This window comes from Methyloceanibacter sp. (assembly GCF_051306395.1).
GTDB lineage: Bacteria > Pseudomonadota > Alphaproteobacteria > Rhizobiales > Methyloligellaceae > Methyloceanibacter.
Map to the genome: position 1 here is coordinate 1 of NZ_JBPPND010000199.1, position 2,299 is coordinate 2,299.

General features: G+C 65.1%; 3 protein-coding genes. 1 reads left to right on the forward strand and 2 read right to left on the reverse strand.

From position 1 onward, the window contains the following. The first annotated feature begins 321 nt into the window (after positions 1-321). Complete coding sequence (locus ACSLE4_RS10380; protein ID WP_435904382.1) at positions 322-1,401, forward strand: SH3 domain-containing protein; 1,080 nt, start codon at positions 322-324, stop codon at positions 1,399-1,401. Between the two features lie 30 nt (positions 1,402-1,431). Here the strand turns inward: ACSLE4_RS10380 and ACSLE4_RS10385 are convergent, their stop codons facing one another. Then, a complete protein-coding gene (locus ACSLE4_RS10385) occupies positions 1,432-1,758 on the reverse strand; it encodes an MliC family protein (RefSeq protein ID WP_435904383.1) in 327 nt (108 codons plus the stop codon). A gap of 25 nt (positions 1,759-1,783) precedes the next feature. Beyond that, the gene (locus ACSLE4_RS10390) at positions 1,784-2,125 is read right to left on the reverse strand and encodes a DMT family transporter (RefSeq protein ID WP_435904384.1); all 342 of its coding nucleotides are present in this window, start codon (positions 2,123-2,125) and stop codon (positions 1,784-1,786) included. Positions 2,126-2,299 lie beyond the last annotated feature (174 nt).

The window sequence follows — 2,299 nt, forward strand, 5'->3', positions numbered from 1 at the left end:
AGGGTTAAGCATTCCGCTTGACAGTGATTGAAATGGCACGCTTTGAGAGTGCCCCCGGAGAGTCCCATGCAGCACTCGCCCGCCTGGAAATCCGATTTCGCGTTTCAGCCTCTCGAGGAGCCGGAAGCGCCTTTTGAGGAATCTGGGGTTCCCGCCGACGAATCAACGGCTTGGGGCCCCAACATTGCGACGCTGGTTGAGCGCTTCAGCGAGCCGCCGAGCGCCGGGACTGGCCGGGCGCCTGCCGCTTCGCCGCCCCCGAGCGTCGCCCAGCCAAGACAAGACGTTGCCCCGCCGCGGCCGGCAAACGGACCGGCGCACGTGGCAGCGCAGGCGCGTTTCGGTGTCCCTCGCCTCAAAGAGCTCGGCCTGCCCATCGGCACGCTGATCCCAGGACTGGTCGGTCTCGCCGTCGTGCCGCTGTCGTTTCTTTTCTTCCTGTGGTGGCAGGACACGACACCGCGAGACAAGGAGCCAGTCCAGGAGCTAACCGTGACGAGCGCGTCCCCCGCGGCCACCGTGGCCGAGCCGGAGCAAGAGGCGAGCGTCCCGGATGTCGCGCTCTCATCACCCGGTCGCCTCGAGGCCGATGCCGGCACGACGATCGCCTTCCCCATCGCCATCGACAAGGCCGAGGCACTTCCAGAGCGCAGCCTCGTCGCCGTCAGCGCGCTGCCCCAAGGCGCGTCGTTCTCCCAAGGCCGCCCCTACGGCGAGACCGGCTGGAGCCTGCGCCCCGACGAGATCGCCGGCTTGCAGATGCAATTGCCCGCGCAGGGCGGCGCGGCGAACATGCGCGTCGAACTCATCACAGGCGACGGCACCGTGCTGGCCCAGTCGACGACTGAGCTGAGCATAACGCCGCCTCAAGTCGCCATAGCCGACCCCGTCGAGCCTGCGCCGCAGGTTGAGAGCGCACGGATGGAACGGGCGACCGGCGCAACCGCTAATGAGATTGCACCGGCCGAAGTGCCCGCGCCAGCGGCAGAGACCGCGTCCGCCTCCGCCGAGTTGAAGGGCTCCGTCGCGGAGTCCGAGCCCGTCGCGCAGCAGGAGACATTCTCCTCGGCGGCGAGCGAGCCTGACGTGAAGGTGAACACCGTCAAGACCGTCGCCGTCGCGCCGCCGCACGAGACGAAGCCTTATGACGGCGCGATGGCCTTAGGATCGCCGGCCGACGCGCCGCAAGCGACCGAAGAGTGGATGGAGATCAAGACCGCTGTCGACATGCACGCCCGCGCCGAGCAGAAATCGGAAACGGTGAACGTCGCCCAAGGCGGCCTCAAGGTGCGCGTGACAGGCCGGGACAAGAACTGGATCCAGGTCAACGATCCCAAGAGCGGGACCACCGGCTGGATCTACAACCGCTTCCTCAAGCCCGCCGACGCGCCGGCCCAATAGCCTTTTGCCTGCGCTCTCCCGTGGTGGCCGTCAATCGGCGATGCAATCCTTATAGGTGATGTTGTCGTCGGAGCCTTCCGTGAGGAAGGCCGTGTTTCCCTTGTTCCAGAACACGACGCTCTCGTCCGCGTTGGCGTAGCGCGCGCCGGAGCCGGAGATGACTTGCGGCAGCGCCAAGCTCCGCCCGTCCTTGAGCGTGAGCGCCACCTCGTCCGGGTAGAACTTTGCCACGATCGACTTATCAGCCTCGCAGACAAACGTCGCCGTGGCGATCGGCTCTTCCGCCAGAACCGGGGCCGCCAGCAGACCGGCGATGCCGAGGCCGGTGAGCGACATTGCTTTGTTCATCATGGTCATTGTCATTCTCCTCACACCCGCCACCTTATTGGATCATGGATTTCGAGAAGGCATTCATGACGACCACGCCGATCGCAATGAAGGCCAGGCCGATGAGCGCCGGCGTATCCAGCGTCTGCTTGGACCAGAACCAGGCCACGGCCGTGATCAGGACGATCCCCAATCCCGACCAGAGCGCGTAGACGAGGCCCGCCGGCATCACGCGAAGCGGGAAGGACAAAAGCCAGAACGCGGCGACGAAGCCGATGACCGAGATGACGCTGGGGACCAGCTTGGTCAGGCTCTCCGATGCGGCGAGCGCGATGGTGGCCACGGTTTCGGCAATAACCGCTCCGGCCAAGCACAAATAGATCGCGACGAGACTCATTCCGGTCCTCCCCCTACTCAATTGGCGGCAAATACTATCCTTTCAGAGACAGGATTGTCGTGCTTCATCGTCCCGCCGCGTGGCTCGCGCGAGCTTCCTCTTTTGTTTGCGCTACCGGCCTTCTTTGTGTGCTACCGGCCTTCGGCCTACTTGAGCACGAGGGCCTACTTGAGC

What these genes read in the sequence shown, in the direction of transcription:
- ACSLE4_RS10390 (WP_435904384.1), bottom strand. Translation starts at nt 2,125, where the DNA reads ATGAGTCTCGTCGCGATCTATTTGTGCTTGGCCGGAGCGGTTATTGCC.
- ACSLE4_RS10385 (WP_435904383.1), bottom strand. Translation starts at nt 1,758, where the DNA reads ATGACCATGATGAACAAAGCAATGTCGCTCACCGGCCTCGGCATCGCC.